Raw genomic sequence first — 22,746 nt, forward strand, 5'->3', positions numbered from 1 at the left:
TAGAATCCTAGATAGTGTGTTTAAGGATAGAAGTTAAAAATCTTATAATGATAAAAGGAGCAATTTAATTTGCTCCTTTTTTACTTGAATTCTACATGGAATTTAGTATCAATGATTCCAAAAGCAACTTTACATGGGAACGGATTTCTCCCTGTTGAAGCAGCACACATACATGAAAGTACCCAATATTCCAATTCTAAAGGTAAGCGGAATGCTTGGATACTACCATCATTGTTTTTTACTGTTACGATCGGTGTATTTACCCTAGTTGTAGCGAAACCATCTGTTGTTATCATCGCTACTGCATCATTATTATGAAAACCAGCGCTTAAAACCTCGTAAGTTATTCCATCTTTCTCATTGATAATCATAGGTATATTTAAATAGGGGTAGTTATTTATATCATTATGAGTAATTGTTCTCGCTGTATTCTTTCTTATCTGATTCCCTTGCATTTTATATTCTCCTTTATACTACTCCAAAGATAATCACCTAAATCTATTTTACGTCTATTATATTTGAAAATTGTATTGTCATCTTATTATAGAAAGCATCAGTACAGATGATAGAGCTATGTAATGGATTTATATCGATAACGGTCGTATAGTTGGTGAGTAAATAACCATCTTCATAATATGTAATTAATATCTCTTCTTCAGATAGAAACGAACATAATAACATGTTCTCAATCAGTTCTTTCTCTTTAGAGGTTAAAATGGGACGTGCTACTTTATTTTTCTCTTTGACCATTTCACGTATTCCGACGAATTGTTCTGGCATTGCTGCAAATGGCGTCCATTTTATCATCTTATCAAGACATTTTTTTTGTTCTTATAGAGATATTAATATCTCTATCTTTGTACACATATCTTCATACATAATTCTTCTTATAACACATTTCTATATTTTAAAATTTGATAAGCGATTATTACGTTTCGATATGCCCAGAAAATTCAGATACATATATAGGTAATTTTTAAGACACTGGGATTTTATATGCAAATTTAAGTACCTTTACATTGCTATTTAAATACAATGGTATGAATGGTTACCATTGTATTTTAGCGTTCTGTAGAATTTTGGTTTTCATATCAGTACGAAATACCATGAATAACGAAGGAGTCTTTGCTATGAAAGACAATATTAAAGAATTGATTGAATATGGCGAACGTATTCCACACTACCATAAGGATTTCCCTATAATTTTATTTTGGAGTCACAGAAGTGGTTGCACTTCTCTGGCGAATTGGTTTTTCTTCCAAATTGGGTTATATGAGGAAGCAATGAAATATGCACCGTTCATTCATTACTATGAATCTGAAATATACAAAAATAAAATTGATTACTACAAAGATTTAGAAATGCAGCTCTTGAAACTAAGTAAGGATACCATAAAACTTGTACGCAACCCTTATAAAAGAGCTGTAAGCTCATTTTTAATACTTTATGACAACCCTTACGCCTTGAAACAGTGGGAACAGATTAGAAAATATTTTTATAATGATAAAAATGATTCGAAAGGAATTTCATTTAAGCAATTTTTATATTATGTAAAAGATATGGGCCCTAAGTCTAATCAGTTAGATCAACATTTTTCACAACAATATATTGAGGGGGAAGAAAAGGTCATCAAACAAAATATAAAACTAGAGAATTTTAATACAATAATTCCAAAGTTGGAGAAAGAATATGGATTACTTTCTTCTGATATATCACTCCTTACAAACTCCAATCACCATAGGACACATCAAATGATTCATAAAGGAAACTATGCAGATGATGATATTACAAACCCACACTTCCCTTCATTACCAACCTATCGAAGTTTTTATGATGAAGAAGCTCTAAACCTTGTTTCAGAAATATTTACTGACGATTTTGAAGCATATGGATATAAGAAGAATGAAATTAATTTTTAACTAATATACCTATCACCCCACTATGTATAGAGTCTCTTTAAAAACTATAACCACTATGAAAAGCCATTGGTATGGAAGGGGAATTATAATGAGTATTTCTATTATAATGATGGGTTTCATTATAGGGGGATTGGTTGGAGTAACAGGGATAGGCGGAGCTGCATTACTGACTCCATTTCTTCTAACATTAGGTATAAGTCCTTCTGTGGCTGTTGGAACGGATCTAGTATATAATTCTATCACTAAAATGTTTGGCATATCACAACACTGGAAACAGAAGACCATCAATTTTAGATTAGTAAAATATCTAGCTGTTGGAAGTATACCCAGTGCGGTTATCGCAGTGGTAACAATTCATTTCTTACCAATTTTTCATTATAATCGAGAGGGAATTATAAAATATATATTAGGTTATGTTTTAATTATTGCGGCAATCTCTATTTTTATAAAAGCATTTTTCTATAATGAATCTACACAAAATTATTTTCAAAAACAGACTATGACACAAAAAAAGAGCCTAACAATTATTATTGGTGCAATACTCGGTTTTATCGTGGGACTTACTTCAGTGGGATCAGGCTCTTTATTCGCTATTGCAATGATATATTTATATCGACTGAAACCATCCGAATTAGTAGGCACGGATATTACACATGCGTTTTTATTAGTGACGGTTGCAAGCATACTAAATATAAATTTAGGAAACGTAGATTATCTCTTATTAATTCACTTACTCATTGGTTCTATCCCAGGTGTCATACTTGGTAGTAAATTCTCCACTAAAATCCCTGTTAAACCTCTTCAAGTATTTTTAGCTATCATTATTGGTGTTAGTGGACTAAAGTTAGTTATCCCTTACTAAAAATATTTTATGTTTTTGCTATATAAGAATGGAGGTTCAAAATGAATTATACAGAACTATCTAATTTTATACTCAAGCAAGGGCGTGTACCTCATTTTCATAAAGATTTTCCCCTAATCTTATTTTGGAGCCAAAAAAGTGGTTGTACCTCGCTAGCGCACTGGTTTTTTATCAAATTAATTTATTTAAAGAAGCGATAAAATACAACTCATTCATTCATAACTATGAGCAAGAAGTATATAAGGACTCTACACATTATTTAATACGATTAGCTAATGGATTACAAACTAAGGAGAAAAATACGTATAAACTAGTAAGAAATCCTTATAAAAGAGCAGTAAGTTCTTTTATTGCTCTAATTCCACCACCAAATATTGAGAATCCTGCATGGAAGCCCATTCGCTTATTCCTGTATGGTGACGAAACCTGCAATAAGCCGATTTCATTTAAGCTATTTCTGTATTATTTAAAAGCACACATGACCCAATTAGATCAAATAGATCCTCACTTTACCCAACAATACATACAAGGGGAAGAGGAGTTTGTTACAAACTATATTTATCTAGAAAATTTCAACACAGAGATTTCAAAACTAGAAGAGGAATATAAATTGAAAAAATCACCATTAGATCTATTATCAAAATCTTGGCATTATCAAGGAAGTAAGATGATTTACAAAGGAGTTTATGCAGACGCTGATATTACAACCCCTGTTTTTCCACGATTACCTACTTATAATAGTTTTTATGACGCAGAGACAATTCATTTGGTTCAAGAGGTATTTGCAAAAGATTTTAATATGTATCATTATGATTTAAATTCTATTTCTTAAAATAAAAATGTTCAAAGTCTGCTTTATTAAGGGTGTTATTTTAAAAACTGATAGGACGATATCACATATTTATAAATTTTCATAAACCTTTCCTAAATCTTTTTTTAGTTGTGTTTTTAAGTGCTCATTTTCACTTTCTAATAGTTTGTTCTTATGTTTTAAAAGGTTGATCTTATTCTTTAAAGTTTCTATGATTACATCCTTGGAGGCATACGATGTCCTTCTTTTTACATTCTTAAAATCATGTATGCCTTCTTGCTGTTGACGTAAATCTTCAATCGTTTTTCTGATTAAGGGTTCTCTATATAAATATGCTTTTGAAACCTGTGCTTTTTCTGAAACTGAATTAAAATTAATTTTTTGTCCTTCTTTAACCATTAACTGTATTACTTCATTCACTCTATATTGTGTTTCCCTCTTTTTTTTAGAGGCATGATTCAATAACCCCGTTGTATTCGGATGTTTGTTAGCCATCAATTTTTCTTTCCTCTCCTATAAATTCTCGTTTATGTTTCGGCATACCGAAAATTCCAATTTCATTTTTCAATGAATCTCTAATTTCCTTATACTTATTAAGTTTTGGTTGAATCAATTCAATAGAACGAATACGACCGCTAGTTTGATACTTTATAATATCTTCTTCCATCTTTGATATCTGCGCATTATAGTAATCTAAAAATGTTGTATCTACATGAAAACTTCTACAATTATTTTTAATACAAGGGGTTTCTAACGAATAATCTAAGAATTCACAGCTAACCTTAGGACTTTTTATACATAATCCATGATCTAAACGAATAGAGTCCATGTTATGGCGAATCCATTCTAGTTCCAAACCGTTTTCTTCTGCCTGCTCGGGGAGACTGGCTTGTATTAATTCTCCAGTTATGTCAATACGCACTGAGTTTTGAACTTTTTCCCATTCTCTACGAAGAGTGTTATCTGAAATTTTTGCATAAGTTAATGTCATTTCAGGACTAGTATGTGCCATTAACTTTTGTACATGAAGAATATTCATACCATTATTAATTAGATTGACCCCATATCTATGTCGAAAAGCATGGTTCTTAAATAGAAATATTTCTCCATTTTTATCAAGGATTTTATATTTTTCGGCTAGTTGATTTAATGCATAGGTAACCGATTTTTGTGAAAAGGCCATCCCTCTATTTTTTCCAGTAAGAACAGGGAACAAAAATTGATTTAAGTTGTTATGCTTCTTTTCATGATTGTTAATATATTCTTGTTGTATTTTAACGATTTCCACAATTTCTTCTGAAATAGGAACAATATGTTCTTTTACATTTACTTTTCGTTGATCTCCTACCAACCACCAACCATCTTGCTTATATGCTAGACAATTTAATTGTAACTGACATACATCTGAGACTCTAAATCCTGTTGCTTCCATAATGACTATTAATCGTGCAATTTCAGAATCTAAATTATGTAGATTTTCCAACACTTGCTCCCATATAAAATCTGGTACATGTTTAATATGTTCGTGATAGTTTTTCTTTTCTCTTCGAGGAAAGTCTTCGGAAAATATTAATCTGTTAACAGGGGTTTTAGGTGCTTCTTTCCATTCAAAACCTTGCATATATTCAATTATTCTTCTGACATTTGAAAGGCAATCTAATACATGACGATTACTAGGAACACGATTTTTCGTATAACTCTTTCCTCCCATCTTACGATTTCTAACATAGAATAAAAAATTTTCAATGTCCTGCCTTTGAAGATTCTGTAAATCTATCCACTGTGGGTGAGTTTCTACAATGAAATCAAAAAACAAATACATTTTCTTTAAAATATTTTGGGCTGTAGCAAAGGTAATTTGTTGATGGACAAGTAATGTTTGATATACATATTTTTTAACTAACTCCCGAAAGGGAAGTTTTATACTGGTGAAATTAAGAAATCTGTCTCTTCGAGACATATTATATGGAATTCCTAATCTTTTTACATTCCATTTATCTTTTTGATGTTCAGGTCGTTCGTCATAATAATTAGAGAAAAAATCGTATAAACTTTTACATACTCCAAGATAAGGTGAAATAAATTCTCCTCCACGATGATGGGATTGTTTTAACGGCTTATTATTTTCAGCTAGATATAATTTGTACTCATCTAATAATGTAGTGTAAGGAATATCAATTATCGATGTGACTTGAGGAAATTTTCCGCTTAAAAATTTTGAAAGAAAGTACATTTTACTAAAATGCATGTGGATAAAGCTGGATAAATGCCAAATTTCATTGGTTAAAGAATAAAAAGAGTAGTACTTTATCTCCATTTTAATAAATTCGTTGCTAATTTTACTGAAATCAACAGATTTTATATTGTCTTTAATTTTCCCCCTTCTATCTGGTATAGGAAACGCTTCAACAGTCCATTCATCTAGAGCCCAATAACCTTTAAGTTCACTCGTAGCTTTACGTTGTATTTTATTGGAATTAATAGATACTATACTCATTTTCTCATTCTCCTATGCCGCTGGGCTTCATCCCAGTGCTTTCTTATAGTTTCTTCTGATGGATGAATATACATGTTTAAAGTAGTTTGTACCTGGGCATGTCCTAATAATTTTTGAATGATACCAGCGTCCATACCTAAATCATAAAGATGTGTTGCACATGTATGTCTAAGTGTATGAGCGGTAAAGTCTATTTTCGTTTTTTTAGACAGTATTCGTATAACAGCTTGCAAAGCCCAATATTGCATTGGTTGCCCTTTATTTTTCCCTTTTAAATTAATAAACACATAGTTAGAATCTACATCATTAGTATGGTAATCGATAATATAATCTTGGAATAAATTCATTGTTTCATTTGATACATATACTTTTCTTTTTTCTCCAGCTTGTGTTTTAGATTCTCTAACAGTGATACTACCATCATTGATATTGAAGTCCTCTATCCATAAACTTAATAACTCAGAAGCTCTTAATCCTCCTTCATATAAAATACGAATTATTAACTCGTCTCTCATGTTATTACATGCTATATGAATCAATTCCGCCTGCTTAGTAGTAATGGTTTTTATTTTTCTTTTAGGTTCCTTAAGTTTTAAAATATTAATTTTGGTTGTTGGGGTATGTGTTATATGATCTAAAAATTTACGATACTTCCGCCTTGTATTATGGACTTCTTTTGTAACTTTGGATTTTACATTAAATAAGATTTGACCACTACGCCATTGGTAGTCCAAAAATTCGATAACACAATTAGTGATTAAGTTAACGGAAGATTCAGTTCTTTTAGTGTGCGCTAACTTCTTTGTGTCATTTAAATAGATAGTATTTATATCATCTGTTGATTTTCTTAACCAATGAATAAATTCTGTTAATAAACTTATATCCACTTCTCTGTAATCTTTATTCTTTTCGTTTAGAAAACACCAGAATATTTTCAAATGATAACAGTACGTTTTAAGTGTATTAGGTGCTTTTCCTAAAGAATCCTTATGTTTTATAAATTTCATGATTGGAATAACTGGTTCACCATTGTTATGTAAAACCATCCAACGTTCTTCCCCAAACGATGTAATAATACTTTGTACTTTAAACATTTTTCCACCTCCAACTGTTCAATCTATCTATACTATAAATACTATCTCTTTTTACTATTATTATAGCTTCTACAAAGAGACAAAAAAAGAGAACTACCTATCGTTGTATACGTTATCTCTACTCATATATTATACTATTGTTAATACCATTCCTCTTCCTTTTGGCATATTAGCGTTGTTCATGCTTTGTGTCCGCCTAACAATGTGTTTCTGTTACTTTCATTAGCTTTATTTCTTTTTCTCGTTGTATGATGTTATCAAAAAGGGAAATTTTATTTGTAAAATTATAAGGGAATATGATGTTTTATGAAAATATAACAGTAAATTTCATTTAATCTTATTTATTTTATAGGAATTATAAGTTAAAAGTAGGTGCAAAAACGCACTATTTGAAAAAGAGTGCAAGGCAAAAAGGAATCCGCAAAGGATTCTTTTTTTTTAGAAAATGATAAATTTGATAAAAAAGAAACAGAATAATAAGGTATTTGTTGATAAAGACTCTCTTTTGTTACAAAAATTTACATATTTGGTATGATGTATATAAGTACTATGTATTAAGGGAGGAATGGGAATGAAGAGGTTCATAACTCATGCAAATGGTGATAAGATCTTTAAAAAGTTAGTTTTAATGGTGTTGCCAATGGTTCTAATGATAATGATGATAACCCCATCGAATGGTGCATTGGCAGCCGTCCAATCAAATACCGGTTCACTAAAAGGTGTGAGTCTATTTAATGGAAGCTGGACTGTTGCTATACAAGCTGCAAATTTACAATATGTGTCTGCTGAGCCATCGGGCAATGTAGTAGCAAATCGTAATGCAGTTAATGAATGGGAGAAATTTGAATTAATTCCGACTGGGGAATTATATACGTTTGCTTTAAAAGCGAAAAGTAATGGAAAGTACGTTTCGTTTGAGCCAAATGGTAAAGTAGTAGCAGATCGTACATCAATTGGGGCATGGGAAAAATTTATCTTATATAATGGTGGAGACAATAGGATATATGTATTACAAGCGCTAAGCAATGGTAGATTCATATCAGCAAATGGCGGTAGAGAATTAACAGCTAATAGTTATGTAGCTGGAAGCTGGGAAAGATTTGTTATTGTGTATTTCTAAATTTTGAAGTGCTTTATATATAAATAATAATGTATGCTAAATAAAGAGTTAAGTACTTAATACAAGTGTATATTAAGGTGCAAAAAGGACTGCAAGTAATTGTCAGTCCTTTTTGTATGTTAAATAAGTAATTACTGAGGATGTAATCAGAAGAAAAAGAACCCTATTGGGTTCTTTTTCAAGGCATATTAACAGTAAGGAGAATCATGAAATGCTACTTCAAATCTTTATTAGGGGAAAGATTTTGAAAAGCTTAACATACATCTATTTTTATATAAATGTAAGATATAGTAAATTGATAATCTTTATACTTACTATTACTAATATTCAATTAAGATAGTTAACACTATGTTTATAGTGTTAACTGATGTTTAGCGTAGTATACATTTAGAAATCTAGTATTAGCTTACAATTGTCAAAAAGCTAATAGATTTATCATTTCAAATTCTCACTAACATTTAAACGGTTTTAATTGAAATGGGGTGTATTAACTCTTATAAGCTAATGAAAGTAAATAAAATAAACAAAGACCCTGTAACAAAATACAGGATCGGATACAGGGTTAAGGGAACGCATAGTTTTGTAAAAACATAATAGCATATATTTTTTGTATAGCTATATGAGGATTTTGACAAAATTAAGAACAAAACAGAAGATCTTTGAGAAAGCAAATATAGTGGTGGGAATATGATTCGGAAATGAACAATTTACATGTTGATATAGACGGAAAATCTCGAGCACCATGATCAAATTGTCTTTAAATAAGAGGTTTAGGTTAGTGAAATAGTTGAATCTTCCTGAAAAAGAAAAATGTTTTTAAATTAAAAGAACAAAAGACACCTTTTGAGTGTCTTTTCTTTTGGGGTACAGCTCACATATTGCTGAATTAGATATGAAACCATAATTCAACTGTGAAATAAACAACTTAAGAAATTTTAGCATAATCTGGATTGAAAAAAATATGTAATAGTGCATTTTTAGTCTTCAATTACTATATCGGATATAGAACAGCGATATAAATAAAAAGGGCATGCAGTTGTATCTGCCGCCCCTTTAGGAGGAATTCAAGACACCAATAGGACACGTATTGGTAAAAAGGCTCAAAAATAGTATATGTATAAAGAAAAAGTCCTATTCCAAAAGTGGGTTGAGCTGTATCTTTTTTACTTATTCAAAAATCAAATACAGTTGTTTTCAAAAGCAGTACAGCAAACATATGGTTTGGAATGGAATCAGAAAAAGTGTACATGAAAATGGCAGACAACAATTTTGTCGCCTGCCAGCGCCAATGGACTGAATGAGTTAGTCAATTACTATAAATTTACTACCCCATTACCAGAAGAGTGAAGCCGCTAGTTCAAACGGCTTAAACTTAGTTTGCCTAAGAAAGAAAAAATTATGAGTGGAAATTTTGTTTGCTCTATATGAAAAGATAATGGAATATTCATCAGACAAGGATAATACAGCATACCTTGAATAAGGTTTAGGAATGAATTAAGGAAGGGACTGAATCAGGGGTGGGAATTTCGGACAGGATTTGGGGAGCCGTGGTTGCCTTGGGCATTGCGACTAATATCGTTGCTTGTATAATGGCAGTATACATTCAAAAATATGAGCTAATGATAAACTACCTTACAAATATTTTATTTTTAATAATTATAGCGATAACGTATATTAAGATGAAAATTAACAAGTGGGTGGCGTTAGGATTTACGTTAGTTGTAATGGAGAAAGGTATTAAGGCAGGTTATGACTTCTACACACATGATTACTATGGTGTCAGTTGGAGTTTAGCTATCATTGTCTATTGCATATACGAGATGAAAAATTATTATGTTGAAACAAATAAATAGCCGGATAAAATAAGGGTTAATAGGTGGAATTCTTGTTAAAGTATGCAATTTTTTTAAACAATGATATTCAGGTCCTGTTTTGTTACTTCAACAGCAAAAAAAAGACGCCATAAGGCGCCCCCGAATTGGGTAAACGAGATTTTAGTTTTCCAATCTAAAGAAATTATGTATCAGCTCACTATGAGAGTATATCATAATATCCAATCAAGAAAATATGTATTATTACATATATGAGTTTAACAAAAGTAAGATGGGAGTAAATCACATTTAAAGTTTTGACTAGAACGATTTTTTTGTCCAGATAAAGGACTAGGTTCGGATGGAATTTGCGAAATTAATTATATATGTATTTAAGATGATATATATCTACACATATTTTTCAATTTTTAGATAAATATAATGTTATGACTTCTTAAGAGTCAATTTAGTGCCTTGTTTATCTATAGAAATCCTATAAATAAACTAATTTCATAGTGAATGTAATATATTTGATATTAAATGTCTTACATAAGGATATAAAATTTCACATTTTTTATTTTAAAGAATGAAGCGATAAGGCTTCAAACCGCAAGGGATGCGGGGATAGCCTAATCAATTAGAGTAAGCTTTTGAACGATTTTTCAACTGTAATAATTGATCCATTTAGATATCCTAATACTCAGTAAGAATAGAATAATTAAAGCGTTACAAAACACCCATCCAATTTTATTAATGATAAAGGATGGGTGTTTTCAGTATATAGCATATTAGGGGAAACTTCCCAACAAAAATCTATATTAAAGACTGTCTAGGATTTTTGTATGCTAAATCATTTTCTATAAATAAGAACTAATTATATATAGACTAATTCCTCAGACAAACAGTTAACAAATGACGGAATAGAAGAAAGATTAGAAAAAATAACCATGTAATGGTAGAATATGGTTGATTAACCTGTAGCTGATTAATCAATAAATCTAGTATTAAAGGGGGAATTAATTTGGGTAATAGGAATAAAAGAATGAAAATTTATTTTGAAAGGTTAATAGCTGTAAGTGTTTGTTTTTTGTTATTTTTTCTGGGGAGCAATTATTCAAAAGCCGAAACTGTTGCACCTATAACATTAAATCCTAAAGATGTAGAAGCATTCACCAATAAAGTAATTCCAGAGAAAATGAAAAAAGAAAACGCAGTGGGTGTAGCTCTTGTCGTTGTAAAGGATAATCAAATTCTATTTCAAAAGGGATTCGGATTTTCCGATAAAGAAAAGAATACTCCCATCGATCCTAAAAAAACAGTTTTTCGATTAGCGTCAATATCAAAAGTTTTTACTGCTAGTGCTGTCATGCAGTTAGTTGAACAAGGAAAAATTGATATAAATAAAGATATAGTAAATTATATGGGGGGATTAAAGTACCAAAATAACATGGGTGAACCAGTTACAATGGAGCATTTACTTACCCATACAACAGGGTTTGATTACGTAGATCCTAGACCCGAGGACATCCATTATCAAGAAAATGATTATACAATGCTTAAAGATTATGTAGAAGATAATATGCCCACTGTAGTGAGAAAGCCCGGAGATACATATACATATGATAATTTTGCCTCTATGCTTCAAGGGTATATTGTTCAAAATCTGACAAACACACCTTTTTACAAATATATGGCCAAAAATATTTTTTACCCTCTAGAAATGCATAATAGTAGTTTTGTTATGACTAATTTTATTAAAGAAAAGCTTGCAACAGGATATGATGCTAAAGGTAATGTTATCCCATTTTATCAAACTAGACCAACAGATATGCCACAAGGGAGTATGTTTTCTACAGGGAGTGATGTAGCCAATTTCATGATTGCTCAATTGAATGATGGTAAATTTAAAAATAACCAAATACTACAAAAAGAAACTGTAGAAGATATGCAAAAAACAAAATTTGCTTTACATCCCAAATACCCTAATATGACATACGGATTTGAGTTCTTTTCACCGCAAAGTCATAATGGACAATATGTGTTTGGTAAAGGTGGAAATATACCAGGTTTTTCATCTTTAATGTGGTTAATTCCAGAACATAAAATTGGAGTTTTTGTGGTTACAAATAAAGATAGTTCAGCACTACCTGTTGAAGTATTTGATGATTTTATGAATCAATATTTCCCAGATAAGACAAAGCCTGAATATTTAAAACCTAATGAAGAAGAATTAAAGAAATTTGAAGGGGTTTACCGTGATTTGAGATTAAAAAACCTAATGTCACATGTAAACATAAGTGAAGGAAAGTTATATGTAAGTGATAAAGCATATGGTAAACAGGAGCTAAAACAAATAGACCCTTTACTATTTGAGGATGAAAAAGGAAATTATATGGCGTTTAAACTTCACAAAAATGGTACCGTGAAAGAAATGATACATTGGAACTCGGGCAGTTCAGCAATGAAGTTAAGTGAGCCTGAGAGATTTAAAGACGTAGATGAAAATCATCCATATGCTAAGTTTATAAATCCTTTACATCAATACGAGGTATTACAAGCAAATAAGGAGGGGAATTTTACTCCAGAATCTTCTCTTACACGAGCAGAATTTGCATATTGGTTATCTCAAATTGCCTACTTTACGCCACCTTCAAAAAAAGAACCTGTGTTTTCTGATGTGAAAAATCATCCGTATGCACCACATATTCAAAAGTTATATGAAATTGGTATTTTATATGAAAAAGAAGGGGAACAATTCCATCCAGACCGTGCAATTACTAGACAAGAAGCAGCATGGGTTACCTGGCAGTATTTAAAAATGTTAGGAGCGCCATCTGCAGATGCAACATTAGAGGGAGAAACTGATGATTGGGCAATAGAATCCGTGAAAAACATTGTAGGTCATCGTTTAGTAGGGCCTGAAGTTATATATAATGAAGATGGATCAGCAGATTATCTATCAAAACAAAGTATGAAACGACAAGAGGCAGCAGCATTGTTATTTTACGTTTTGTTATCTAGTTAATTTGTTTTGAGGTGAATTTCACAAAAAGAAAAAATCTAAAGAATTTGAAATAATATATAGAAAAAGAATAGTCTTCGGCCAATGATTTATCGTAACAAACAGGGAGGGATGAGTTATAACCATACTCCAAATCTTAAGTAGAGCTGTTATTAGAAGAATTTCTTAAGTGTTTTGTAATGTAAGGAGCTCCTTTCAGGGGAGCTTTTTTATTTTATTATTAATAATTTCATGTACCGTAATTATTAATAATAAAATAAAAATCTACAACAAGGGGATTCAATTCAAGTTGGGTAAAACTAGTTCACAGTAATACATTAGTTACTGGTTTTCTTTTTTTGAAGGAGATTTTTGTATTTTGGCTAATGTGGACATTGCTATCAAGTTAAGATTATACAAAGTCAATTTAAGGTGGAATTGTTTCCTTTTTCTAAAGGGAGAGTATATTGCTTTATCTATTGTAAATAATTTTGAGTCAGATAAATCTTTTATTCTTGACATAAAATTAAATCTTAATAAATGGGTAAATTTGAAAATCTATTTGGTGTAACCGACTCTGTCTATATACAACAATGGACTTTACTTGGAGTAATAGGTATGATAGGCTCGTTATTCGGAAAAGATTCCTATTGAAAAAAAGTACATCCATAGAGGAGGATTGGTAACCATGAGTGATAAAGTACTTATTGTGGAAGATGAACGCGAAATTGCCGATTTGGTTGAGCTTTACTTGAAAAATGAGAATTATACGGTTTTCAAATACTATACCGCTAAAGAAGCATTGGAATGTATAGATAAGAATGTGCTTGATCTTGCAATATTGGATATCATGCTTCCCGACGTAAGTGGTCTCACTATCTGTCAAAAAATAAGGGACAAGCACAACTATCCAATTATCATGTTGACGGCGAAAGATACAGAAATAGATAAAATTACAGGGCTAACAATTGGTGCGGACGATTATATTACAAAACCCTTTCGCCCACTAGAGTTAATTGCGAGAGTCAAGGCGCAGTTACGCCGATATAAAAAATACAATGGAGTAACGGCACAGAACGAGAATGTTATCGTACACTCTGGTCTTGTCATTAATATAAGCACGCATGAGTGTTCTCTGAACGAGAAGCCGTTATCTCTTACTCCCACCGAGTTTTCAATCCTGCGTATCCTCTGTGAGAACAAGGGGAATGTGGTTAGCTCTGAGCAGCTGTTTCATGAGATATGGGGTGACGAATATTTCAGCAAGAGTAATAACACTATCACCGTGCATATCCGACATCTGCGAGAAAAGATGAACGATACGGTTGATAATCCGAAGTATATAAAAACGGTATGGGGGATCGGCTATAAAATTGAAAAATAAAAATAAGAATAAAAAAATCGATTATTCAAAATTAAAACGGAAACTCTACCAATATATCCTTACAATTGTCATGGCAGCAGTTGTATTTGTGCTGTTTTTGCGTCTATTTATCCAAGGGACACTTGGGGAGTGGATTGTACGTTTTTTGGAAAACAGTTATCATTTAGAGCGTTGGGACGCAATGATAATATATCAGTATACTATACGGAACAATATAGAAATTTTTATTTATGTGGCGGTTGCCATTAGTATTCTTATTCTATGCCGAGTTATGCTTTTAAAATTTGTAAAATACTTTGAAGAGATAAATACCGGTATTGATATACTTATTCAGAACGAAGATAAACAAATTGAGCTTTCTGCAGAATTGGAGTTCATGGAACAGAAACTCAACACATTAAAGCGAACCCTTGAAAAGCGAGAGCATGATGCAAAGCTGGCCGAACAAAGAAAAAATGAAGTTGTTATGTACTTGGCACATGATATTAAAACGCCTCTTACATCAGTTATCGGTTATCTGATCCTGTTTGACGAGGCACCAGACATGCCAAGAGAGCAAAAGGCAAAGTACGTGCATATCACGTTAGACAAAGCGTATCGTCTGGAACAGCTAATCGACGAGTTTTTTGAGATTACGCGATATAACCTTCAAACAATTACGCTCACGAAAAAGTACATAGACCTATACTATATGCTGGTGCAAATGACTGATGAATTTTATCCCCAGCTAGCTGCGAAGGGAAAACAGGTGGTACTCCATGCTTCTGAAGATTTGACCGTATTTGGTGACGCTGATAAGCTAGCGAGGGTCTTTAACAATATTTTGAAAAACGCCACTGCATACAGCAAGGACGACAGCGTTATTGACATTACGGCGAACCTATCCGAAGATGTGGTATCCATCGTTTTCGAGAACGACGGAAACATCCCGAAAGATAAACTTGCTACCATATTTGAACAGTTTTACAGATTGGATGATGCCCGTTCTTCTGATACGGGCGGCGCGGGACTTGGATTGGCGATTGCAAAAGAAATCATTGTTCAACATGGCGGACAGATTTACGCGGAAAGTAATGATAACTCTACGATTTTCACGGTAGAACTTCCAGTCTTCCAAGACTCGGTTAATAAAGGGAGTTCTTAGAAAATAATCATTGTTTCTTAAGAAATTCTTAAGGTTATCTCTACTTTTTCTTAGGGAATTAACAATTTAATATTAATAAATAGCTCGTTCTTATGCGGTAGATTTAAACCATAAGAACGAGTTTTTTTTATTTCGTCAAAGAAAGATATGATAACTTATGCGTGGATTAAAATAGCTTACATGAATAAAGCGCTGTTTTTTCAGAGTAAAGTAGAGGTTCAAAAATATGATCAAAATCACAAAGATAACATAGATAATACAGGGACTACCTCAATTATTCAAAAGAAAGAGATTGTAAAAGAACACATCTATCAAGGGAATCTGCTCTTAATTAACAGTACATACCCTATTCGCCAAGAGAGTGTGAAATCAGATATCGTAAATTTATCTAAACATAATGAATTGATAAATGGATACGGGTTGCTTAATACAAATGTTTATTTATCAAAAGAAATAGCAAAAAAATTTTCAGAGATGATTAATAATGTTATAAAGGAAGGCGTTAATCAATTTTTAATTAATAGTGGCTATCGTGACTTTGATGAGCAAAGTGGACTTTACCATGAGATGAGGTCTGATTATGCCTTACCAGCAGGTTATAGTGAACATAATTCAGGTTTATCACTTGATGTAGGAATCGGCTTAACGAAAACGGACCGAGCACCTGAAGGGAAGTGGATAGAAAAAATGCTTGGAAATAATGCTTTATCTTACGCTATCCCTTGGATAAAACGGATGTTACAGGTATTCAATATGAACCTTGTCATATTCGCTATGTCGGTTTGCCTTACAGTACGATTATGCCAAAATGAATTTAGCCTTGGAAGAATATCTGGATTATTTAAAAGAAGACGAGAGCATTTCAGTAAATATTCAGGGGAAAAATATACGATTTTATATTATCCCTTTTTCAAAACAAGACAATTGACGTTGAAATACCAGTGAACGAATTTTTATGAAATATCTGGGAAGATATGGATGTGACGATTGTGACCACCCATTCTTGAATTATATTCTAAAATGAAAAAGTTATAGATTACAATGTAAAGTTAGGAGATTTTAAATGCATTCAGGAGTTTTGATTAATTATTTATATACTTATTTTTTTACTATTATTTTTTGTATAATGTTTCAAATTGGATTTTATTTTAAAACGAAAAAAAATATATCTATTCAGCATTTTCTATGGGTGTATGTTTTTTTATTCTACCTTTCACTAGTATATAAAGTGACGCAGATAGGGACTATATGGGACATAGGCAGATACGAAACATTAATTCGTGCAAATCAAATTAACTTGATTCCATTTGCTTCTAAAGGTATGACTACTTATGGCTTAAACATTTTACTGTTTATGCCATTAGGTTTTTTATTGCCGACTATTTGGCCGCAGTTTAGAAGAATGAAAAGTACTGCCTATGCTGGATTCGGTTTTTCATTGGCTATTGAGTTAGGTCAATTGCTAGATAATAGAATTACAGATATTGATGATTTATCTATGAACACCCTGGGAGCAATTATTGGGTATTTATTATATAGAGTATTATTCAAAATGATATATAAAAGAGATGAAAAAAAGGTTGATAATAATATTTCTCTAGTAATAAAATACGAGGCTATTTTTTATTTAGTTTGCTCATTTGTAGGTATGATGTTAATTTATTATCCAGTTTTATTTAGACGGCCTCTAATCCTTCAATAAGGTGATTAAGATGCTGTCAGATAATTATACATATAGTAAATTGATTCTTAAATAATGGGATATTACATATATCCATTTATATTAAATTCTCATAGAAATCTTTCAAAATTATTCTTACTGAAGGTTGAGTGGTTATTGGATTGATTTCAATTGCTACCGTTTTGTATCAAAGTACCAGCCTTTAATTAACAATTATATCCATTGCGAAAAGGTAAGATAGACTGTAATATTTACCAGTATTTAAATGCCGAAAATTGTTTAAGGCATTTTTCAACCAAATTTAAGAGGAGCATACAATGAACAAACTAAAAAGGTTATTGAAACGTAAAGCGACTTGGATAATTCTTATCCTATTCGTATTTGTTTATGTAAATAACAGTTCTTTTTTTGCTAAGAGGGAAGATGGAACACCTCTTCTTCTTGCTCACCGAGGACTTTCGCAAACATTTAGCATGGAAGAGATTGAGAGTGATACATGTACAGCAGAACGTATAAATAAACCTGAACACTCTTATTTAGAAAATACAATTCCATCTATGGAAGCTGCATTTAAAGCTGGAGCTGATCTAGTAGAGTTTGATGTTCAACCAACTAAAGATAATAATTTTGTTATTTTTCATGATTGGACGCTTGATTGCCGTACTAATGGTAAAGGTGTTACAAGAGATTTTACAACAAAAGAATTACAAGCACTTGATATTGGTTACGGTTATACAGCTGATGGAGGCAAAACATTCCCATTTCGTGGCAAAGGGATTAATCTTATGCCAACACTTGATGAAGTACTTACCCATTTTCCAGATCGTTCTTTTCTTATTCATATTAAAAGCAATGATGAAAATGAAGGAATCCAATTGGCTACTCACCTGAAGAAATTACCAGCGAAACGCCTTGATCAACTAACTGTATATGGTGGCGATAAACCAATTGCTGTGATAAAAGAGCGCATCCCTAGTTTAAGAACAATGTCAAAAGCGACCATGAAAAAAGATCTTATTACTTATATGGCATTAGGATGGACTGGCTACATACCTTCAAGCCTGAAGCATGGAGAATTACATATACCAGACAAAGTAGCTCCTTGGCTTTGGGGATGGCCAAATCGTTTTCTTAATCGAATGGATAAAGCAGATACTCGAGTTATCATTGTAGGAGGAAATGGGTTTGGGTTTTCAAGTGGATTTGACTCATCTGAAGATATAAAACGCCTTCCTAACGATTATACAGGTGGAATTTGGACAAATCGCATTGATAAAATAGCACCTGTATTTAAGAAATAAGGGATAATATAACAGTGGAAGTTTTTTTATCTGTTTAACCATTTATATTTTAAAGGAAGACTTATTAATAATTTAAAAGGTTTATATACTGATAAACACCCCTGATTTCCTATGAATAATAGAAATCAGGGGTGTTTTTTGGATGAATGGAACTATTTTATAAGATGGTTATCATGCGATAGCTGACATTACGGCAAAGTTTTCTATTAATTCTGGAACGATTAGAGCTTGGAAAATAAGCTATGAAGTGAATGGTGAAGAAGGTCTAGAAGAAGCGCTTTCTTGGAAAAAGAGATAAAGATATATTTGAGCGTAGAGAGAAATTGTAATTAAAGTAAGATAGGAAAAAGAATAGCATTGAGAAATATATAAAGAGGGAAGTAACATAGGGGATTTACGCATAAAGTAATATTGAAGATTAAATTAACAAAATTTTCATTTGAATCAAATAAATACATGGTGTTTTTAAATTATAATAATGTTATTACGATGAAAATAAGGCTACTAATAGTTATTTTAAAAATCAATTTTAGATAGGAAGAGGATAATGAAGACCAGAGATAGTTATAAAATTATTGTGATTGGTGCTGGGACTGCTGGAATATCTTCTACTGCACATTTGTTACGAAATGTACCCCTATTGAAAGAAAGTATTGCAATTATTGATCCGTCAAAAAAACATTACTTTCAACCACTATGGAGTTTAGTGGGGGGAGGAATTGTTTCAAAGGAAATTACGATGCGTGATCAAGAATTGCTTATTCCAAAAGGGGCAACATGGATCCCTAAAAGTGTTATTAAGTTGTTTCCGGATGAAAATAAGTTACTTTTAGATGATGGACTGCTGCTTGAGTATGAAATTCTTATTGTAGCAGCCGGTATACAAATAAATTGGGACGGTATTAAAGGTTTAAAAGAGTCTATTGGGACTAATGGGGTTTGTAGCAATTACTCTTATAGATATGTTGATTCTACTTGGAAAGAAATTAAAAAATTTAAAGGAGGAAATGCGGTTTTTACCCACCCCAATACTCCTATTAAATGCGGTGGTGCCCCACAAAAGATTATGTATTTAGCAGAAGAGTATTTTTCTAATAGCGGTATAAGAAACAAAAGTGAAGTAATGTTTTATACTGCGAACACTAACATATTTCAGGTTCCACGTTATGCTAATACATTGGAACAAGTACTAGAAAGAAAGCAAATTATAACGAATTATAATAAAAACTTAGTAGAAATTATTGCCGAAAAGAGAGAAGCAATTTTTGAAGATACGCAAACACCGAAAAGAGAAACTGTACCATACAGTATGATCCATGTTGTTCCACCAATGGGGCCACCTAATTTTATTAAAGAGAGTGAAATAAGTGATTCTCAGGGGTGGGTAGATATAAACCCTTATACTTTACAACATGTGCAGTATAAGAATATTTTCGGACTTGGAGATTGTACCAATTTACCAACCTCTAAAACTGGAGCGGCAATTCGAAAACAAATACCTATCTTAAAACAAAATATTATGGACGTACTTAACGGCAGAGACTTGCATGCTAAATATGATGGATATACATCGTGCCCCATTGTTACAGGTTATAAAAGTCTTATACTCGCTGAATTTAACTATAAACATGAGCCTCAAGAAACGTTTCCATTTAATCAAGCGAAAGAACGGTATAGTATGTTTTTACTTAAAAGATATATGTTGCCCTATATGTATTGGAATTTTATGTTGAAAGGGATCCTATAAGAGAAAAGAGAAAGTGGTTATAAAAATTAAAATTGAAAAGCAATTTGAAATAACTAATTGGAGGGAATAGCTATGCTTTTAAAATATTTTTATGATGAAAAATTAGCACATGCTTCCTATTTAGTCGGTTGTCAGAAGGAAGGTGTAGCAATTGTAATTGATCCAGGTCGCTATATAGAACAATATATAGAATTTGCTAAGAAAGAGGGGATGGAAGTAATAGCTGCGGCTGAAACTCACATTCATGCAGATTTTCTTTCTGGGTCTAGAGAACTTTCTACTCTTTATCATGCCAATTTATATGTATCTGATGAAGGGGATTGTGATTGGAAATATCAATATCTTAACGAAAGTCGATACAAATTAGTTAGAGAGGGCTCAGAGTTTAAAGTAGGTCATATAAAATTTAATGTAATGCACACACCAGGGCATACGCCTGAAAGTATTTCTTTTTTAGTAACTGATACAAGTCAAAATAATTATACGAATGATAAGCCGATAGGAATATTCACAGGTGATTTTATTTTTGTAGGAGATATAGGAAGGCCGGACTTATTAGAAACCGCTATAGGTATGAAAGATACTGCAAAAATAGGAGCGAAACAATTATTTAATTCTATACAAAAAATAAAAATACTCCCTGATTATTTGCAGATATGGCCATCACATGGTGCAGGAAGCGCATGTGGAAAAGCATTAGGAGCAATTCCAACTTCTACCTTAGGCTATGAAAAGATGTTCAATTGGGCATTTCAGTGTAATGAAGAAAGTGATTTTGTATCGACTTTATTGACGGGACAGCCAGAGCCGCCAAAATATTTTTCATTAATGAAGGATTTAAATAAGTACGGTCCACCAATTCGTAAGAAGAGAGAAGTTTTTGCTATTAAAACAGTAGAGGAACTTCAAGAAATTATGAGGAGTGTTCAGCAAATAGTTGATATAAGGGATGTAGAGAGTTTTGCTTCTGGTCACATCGAGAAATCAATTAACATACCGTATAACAATTCCTTCACAACCTGGTGTGGATGGTTACTAGATTATAAAACAGAAACTTTAATCATTCTAGATGAGGAAAAGGTTAGAGTGGAGGAGGTTATTAGAGACTTTGAATCTATTGGTCTAGATAATATTATTGCTTTTGCACCCTTACAAGTAATACAAAGACTCGATAGATTTGAAAGTTATAAAGAAAAAACATCAATTGAATTATATCCGCATATAAAGGATGGTAGGGTTAAGGTAATTGATGTACGTAGTAAAAAAGAGTGGGACGAAGGACATCTTCATGATGCAATACATATCCCTTTAGGAAATCTATTGAAGCAGCTAGATTGTATACCAAAAGATTGCCCAATCGTTTTACAATGTCGAACCGGATTGCGTTCCGCGATAGCAGCTAGTATTTTACAAAGAGCTGGTATAAAGGAAGTGGTGAATCTAAAGGGAGGATTCCTTGCATGGAAAAAAGAAGAGCTTCCTTATATAACTTGTAGTTTCAATGTGTAGGGAAATGTTTTTTATTAATTTATCCGATAAGGAAAATTGCGGATTACATAGGAATAGGAGTATATCTATATATAGGAGCACCACATTAAAATAGGAGAAATAGATGATTTATTCTATAGACCTAAATTCATTCAGAATTGTGCTGATGAGCAAATAGATATAGTTTTATCAGAACACGCTCATGGTGGGCAATTTAGGTTACTAGTTATCAGCAAATTAGTGGCTCCAAATCAAGGCGTTTTACCTACATATACAGCCAGGTTATATGAAAAACAAAATACGTCTATGGTAGTGAGTAGAGGATTAGGCAATAGTATCATTCCGCAAAGAATTTTTAATAGGCCAGAACTTGTAGTCGTACAGTTAAATTGAACTGTACGACTTTTTTGTGCAGAAAAATTAGGTTATATGCATTTTATACAAGTTAACATTACAATTTTGTTAAAAATTTTCTACGTTACATAAAGTAACAAAATTTGACCCTGATTGTTTGTTATAGTGTAAATAATCAAAAAACTTAAAATTTGTCGAGTGAAAAGTGTGATAAGTAATTCATGTAAAAAACTTAAAGGGGTGTACACATGCATAAAGAATACGAAATTGAAGAGTATACGGCGATTGAGGAACAAATACATTATTATTGTAAATGTTTATTAGTAACTCATCCTGATCAAATTATAAAGTATTTAGAAAAAAGATTAGAAAAATATGCAGAAACATTACAATATGCACATTTATATCCCGACACAGTTATATTACCGTTACAGCAATTAGTTATTGAATATTCTTTAGATGTTGCTAGAATTAGGAAGTATATGAATTTAAAAACGTAAAGTAAAATTTATAGTTTAAATGAAACAGAGTC

At 31.9% G+C, this 22,746-nt stretch carries 17 protein-coding genes and 4 pseudogenes; 15 read left to right on the forward strand and 6 right to left on the reverse strand.

Going from position 1 to position 22,746, the window contains the following annotated elements; genetic code table 11:
• Positions 1-80: 80 nt before the first annotated feature.
• Positions 81-455 carry a hypothetical protein gene (locus tag MR070_RS08180; protein WP_071715171.1) on the reverse strand — a complete coding sequence of 125 codons (375 nt, stop codon included), beginning with the start codon at positions 453-455 and terminating at the stop codon, positions 81-83.
• 43 nt (positions 456-498) lie between these two features.
• A complete protein-coding gene (locus MR070_RS08185) occupies positions 499-807 on the reverse strand; it encodes a YolD-like family protein (protein ID WP_242261024.1) in 309 nt (102 codons plus the stop codon).
• Positions 808-1,130: 323 nt separating this feature from the next.
• Between MR070_RS08185 and MR070_RS08190 the strand changes: the two genes are divergently transcribed.
• From MR070_RS08190 to MR070_RS08200, 3 genes and pseudogenes are all read left to right on the forward strand, one after another.
• Complete coding sequence (locus MR070_RS08190; RefSeq protein WP_242261025.1) at positions 1,131-1,919, forward strand: sulfotransferase family 2 domain-containing protein; 789 nt, start codon at positions 1,131-1,133, stop codon at positions 1,917-1,919.
• A gap of 88 nt (positions 1,920-2,007) precedes the next feature.
• Entirely contained in the window at positions 2,008-2,781 is a 774-nt protein-coding gene (locus MR070_RS08195; RefSeq protein ID WP_242261026.1) for a sulfite exporter TauE/SafE family protein, read from the forward strand.
• Between the two features lie 41 nt (positions 2,782-2,822).
• Positions 2,823-3,613: pseudogene (locus MR070_RS08200) on the forward strand (sulfotransferase family 2 domain-containing protein).
• Between the two features lie 69 nt (positions 3,614-3,682).
• On the opposite strand, the gene MR070_RS08205 reads toward MR070_RS08200, so the two are convergent.
• The 3 genes from MR070_RS08205 to MR070_RS08215 are packed head-to-tail and all read right to left on the reverse strand — an operon-like array spanning position 3,683 to position 7,183.
• Positions 3,683-4,087 (reverse strand): DUF6262 family protein, encoded by a 405-nt coding sequence (locus MR070_RS08205; protein WP_242261027.1) that lies wholly within the window; start codon positions 4,085-4,087, stop codon positions 3,683-3,685.
• Complete coding sequence (locus MR070_RS08210; protein WP_242261028.1) at positions 4,080-6,089, reverse strand: tyrosine-type recombinase/integrase; 2,010 nt, start codon at positions 6,087-6,089, stop codon at positions 4,080-4,082. Before MR070_RS08210 ends, MR070_RS08205 begins: the two co-directional genes overlap by 8 nt.
• A complete protein-coding gene (locus MR070_RS08215; protein WP_242261029.1) occupies positions 6,086-7,183 on the reverse strand; it encodes a tyrosine-type recombinase/integrase in 1,098 nt (365 codons plus the stop codon). Before MR070_RS08215 ends, MR070_RS08210 begins: the two co-directional genes overlap by 4 nt.
• A 571-nt stretch (positions 7,184-7,754) precedes the next feature.
• Here MR070_RS08215 and MR070_RS08220 point away from each other — a divergent pair.
• The 3 genes from MR070_RS08220 (at position 7,755) to MR070_RS08230 (ending at position 13,139) form a co-directional block, all read left to right on the forward strand.
• The gene (locus tag MR070_RS08220) at positions 7,755-8,303 is read left to right on the forward strand and encodes a fascin domain-containing protein (RefSeq protein ID WP_242261030.1); all 549 of its coding nucleotides are present in this window, start codon (positions 7,755-7,757) and stop codon (positions 8,301-8,303) included.
• Between the two features lie 1,517 nt (positions 8,304-9,820).
• Positions 9,821-10,156 (forward strand): hypothetical protein, encoded by a 336-nt coding sequence (locus MR070_RS08225; RefSeq protein WP_033686313.1) that lies wholly within the window; start codon positions 9,821-9,823, stop codon positions 10,154-10,156.
• A gap of 1,000 nt (positions 10,157-11,156) precedes the next feature.
• The gene (locus MR070_RS08230) at positions 11,157-13,139 is read left to right on the forward strand and encodes a serine hydrolase domain-containing protein (protein WP_313933805.1); all 1,983 of its coding nucleotides are present in this window, start codon (positions 11,157-11,159) and stop codon (positions 13,137-13,139) included.
• A gap of 432 nt (positions 13,140-13,571) precedes the next feature.
• Here MR070_RS08230 and MR070_RS27195 read toward each other — a convergent pair.
• Positions 13,572-13,703, reverse strand: a pseudogene (locus MR070_RS27195) (Tn3 family transposase); the annotation flags it as partial.
• A 100-nt stretch (positions 13,704-13,803) separates the two neighbouring features.
• Between MR070_RS27195 and vanR-A the strand changes: the two are divergent.
• The 9 genes and pseudogenes from vanR-A (at position 13,804) to MR070_RS08275 (ending at position 22,714) form a co-directional block, all read left to right on the forward strand.
• The gene (vanR-A, locus tag MR070_RS08235) at positions 13,804-14,499 is read left to right on the forward strand and encodes a vancomycin resistance response regulator transcription factor VanR-A (protein ID WP_242261032.1); all 696 of its coding nucleotides are present in this window, start codon (positions 13,804-13,806) and stop codon (positions 14,497-14,499) included.
• The gene (gene vanS, locus MR070_RS08240; protein ID WP_242261033.1) at positions 14,489-15,643 is read left to right on the forward strand and encodes a vancomycin resistance histidine kinase VanS; all 1,155 of its coding nucleotides are present in this window, start codon (positions 14,489-14,491) and stop codon (positions 15,641-15,643) included. The genes vanR-A and vanS overlap by 11 nt, the downstream gene beginning before the upstream one ends.
• Positions 15,644-15,790: 147 nt before the next feature.
• Positions 15,791-16,558, forward strand: a pseudogene (gene vanY, locus MR070_RS08245) (VanY-A/VanY-F/VanY-M family D-Ala-D-Ala carboxypeptidase); the annotation flags it as partial.
• Between the two features lie 148 nt (positions 16,559-16,706).
• Entirely contained in the window at positions 16,707-17,345 is a 639-nt protein-coding gene (locus tag MR070_RS08250) for a VanZ family protein (protein ID WP_242261034.1), read from the forward strand.
• A gap of 296 nt (positions 17,346-17,641) precedes the next feature.
• On the forward strand, positions 17,642-18,625 hold the full coding sequence (locus tag MR070_RS08255; RefSeq protein ID WP_242261035.1) for a glycerophosphodiester phosphodiesterase family protein: 984 nt from the start codon (positions 17,642-17,644) through the stop codon (positions 18,623-18,625).
• 547 nt (positions 18,626-19,172) lie between these two features.
• Positions 19,173-20,372 (forward strand): FAD/NAD(P)-binding oxidoreductase, encoded by a 1,200-nt coding sequence (locus MR070_RS08260; protein ID WP_242261036.1) that lies wholly within the window; start codon positions 19,173-19,175, stop codon positions 20,370-20,372.
• A gap of 72 nt (positions 20,373-20,444) precedes the next feature.
• Positions 20,445-21,881, forward strand: a complete 1,437-nt coding sequence (locus MR070_RS08265; protein ID WP_242261037.1) for an MBL fold metallo-hydrolase — start codon at positions 20,445-20,447, stop codon at positions 21,879-21,881.
• 108 nt (positions 21,882-21,989) lie between these two features.
• Positions 21,990-22,253, forward strand: a pseudogene (locus MR070_RS08270) (metallophosphoesterase); the annotation flags it as partial.
• Between the two features lie 209 nt (positions 22,254-22,462).
• On the forward strand, positions 22,463-22,714 hold the full coding sequence (locus tag MR070_RS08275; protein ID WP_000548624.1) for a hypothetical protein: 252 nt from the start codon (positions 22,463-22,465) through the stop codon (positions 22,712-22,714).
• The last annotated feature ends 32 nt before the right edge of the window (positions 22,715-22,746 follow it).

Source organism: Bacillus cereus group sp. BfR-BA-01453 (assembly GCF_022662915.1).
Classification (GTDB): Bacteria; Bacillota; Bacilli; order Bacillales; family Bacillaceae_G; genus Bacillus_A; species Bacillus_A paranthracis.